2 protein-coding genes and 1 pseudogene are annotated in these 1,371 nt (G+C 66.6%); 2 read left to right on the forward strand and 1 reads right to left on the reverse strand.

Annotated features, from left to right (window positions below; all coding sequences use genetic code 11):
* Positions 1–314 precede the first annotated feature (314 nt).
* Both AB0H32_RS48360 and AB0H32_RS48365 read left to right on the forward strand, forming a co-directional pair.
* The gene (locus AB0H32_RS48360) at positions 315–647 is read left to right on the forward strand and encodes a DUF1801 domain-containing protein (protein ID WP_361136132.1); all 333 of its coding nucleotides are present in this window, start codon (positions 315–317) and stop codon (positions 645–647) included.
* A gap of 125 nt (positions 648–772) precedes the next feature.
* Positions 773–957, forward strand: a pseudogene (locus tag AB0H32_RS48365) (IS630 family transposase); the annotation flags it as partial.
* 231 nt (positions 958–1,188) lie between these two features.
* On the opposite strand, the gene AB0H32_RS48370 reads toward AB0H32_RS48365, so the two are convergent.
* The coding region (locus AB0H32_RS48370; protein ID WP_361136135.1) for a DUF5133 domain-containing protein at positions 1,189–1,371 on the reverse strand (183 nt) is incomplete at its 5' end.

A 1,371-nucleotide genomic window follows, 5' to 3' on the forward strand; every position in this document is an offset into this window, starting at 1 on the left:
GATGGGGCGCCGGTGCGAGCTGCCGCAGCAGGCTGTCGGCCGTGGCGGCGACGGAGACGGTGTGGCCGTCGTGCTCCAGGGCGCGCTTGAGGACGTCGCGGACCGCCGCATCGTCTTCACACACCATGATGAAAGCCACGTGCTGACCCTAGATACTCCCGTCCCAGTTCTCCATCTTCCCTGGTCAGCCGCCTGACGGTCGGGAGCAGGCCGCTGGAGCCGCACGGCCCTGCCCTGCCATGAAGGCGCGACGGACGGGCGCGAGGGGGTCGAGCCCGCAGCAGCGGTGTTCGCGGGAGGACCACAATGGTCGCATGGACTCTGTGCAGGAGTACGTCGACTCCATTGCGCCAGGTCACCGTTCGCTCTTCGACCGGGTGAGCGGGCTGATCCTGGAGGAATTCCCGCAGGCGAGCGTGGCACTGCCCTACGGAATGCCCACCTACCGGGTCGAAAAGCGCAGGCTGCACATCGGTGCCTGGCGGCACAGCGTCTCGATCTACGGGTGGGCAACGGACCGTGATGGTGGCTTCAGCTCCCGCCATCCCACGCTCATCAGCGGAAAGGCCACCATTCGGCTGCGGTCCACGGACATGGCGGTCGTCACCGACGATGAACTGCGCGCCCTCTCATCCGTGCCGCGCTGAAGCCCTGACCGGGGACCCGGCCCTGCGCGCAGGCACAGCCAGGCGGCCCCCGGATGGCCCGACCGCGTTCCGCCCTCGCGGTTGAATGTGCGGTGACGTCCGTTGGTCTGACCGTTGGGGGTGTAGTGGCACAGCCTGTCCGTGTCCACAGGTTGACCGACCAGGAGGGGCATAAGCTGCAGCAAAGCGTGCGCCGGGGTAGCACCAGTTCGGTGCGGTTCCGGCGGGCGATGTTCCCTGCCCGCCGGCAGGGAACCGGGTCCCGTTGAGCGCGAAGCTGGTGCAGGCGGACGAGGACATCGTCCGGGACGCGCATGAACGGCTTCGGTGATGCACCGCGGACCGGCATGAGCATCAGGCCGCGAACCCGGTTTTGTTGATTGATCACTCATCGGTCTCGGAACGGGCTGTTCGCAGTACGTTGTTCTTAGCGCGCATGAATGTCTCAGATCCGTGGTGGCGAGGATCTGGGACCGTATTGATCGTCTTCGGACCGCAGCCAGCGTGTCCTATCTGACCTGGACATTTACGGCTGAGCGTTTCAGTGCTGGTTGGGCTGCCTGCGTCTCATCGCCTCGGCCATCTGCTGACGGGCGACGTGCAGCGCCGTATCCAGTCGGCGGGTGCCGGTGAGCAGGCACAGTGTGTGGGTCGCATCTTCAAGCCGTCGGGCGGTCTCGGCGCTGTGGTCGACCGCCAGGCGACGCCTCAGCGTTTCGCATCG

Source organism: Streptomyces sp. NPDC020362 (assembly GCF_040642095.1).
Taxonomy (GTDB): domain Bacteria; phylum Actinomycetota; class Actinomycetes; order Streptomycetales; family Streptomycetaceae; genus Streptomyces.

What these genes read in the sequence shown, in the direction of transcription:
- AB0H32_RS48360 (WP_361136132.1), top strand. Translation starts at nt 315, where the DNA reads ATGGACTCTGTGCAGGAGTACGTCGACTCCATTGCGCCAGGTCACCGT.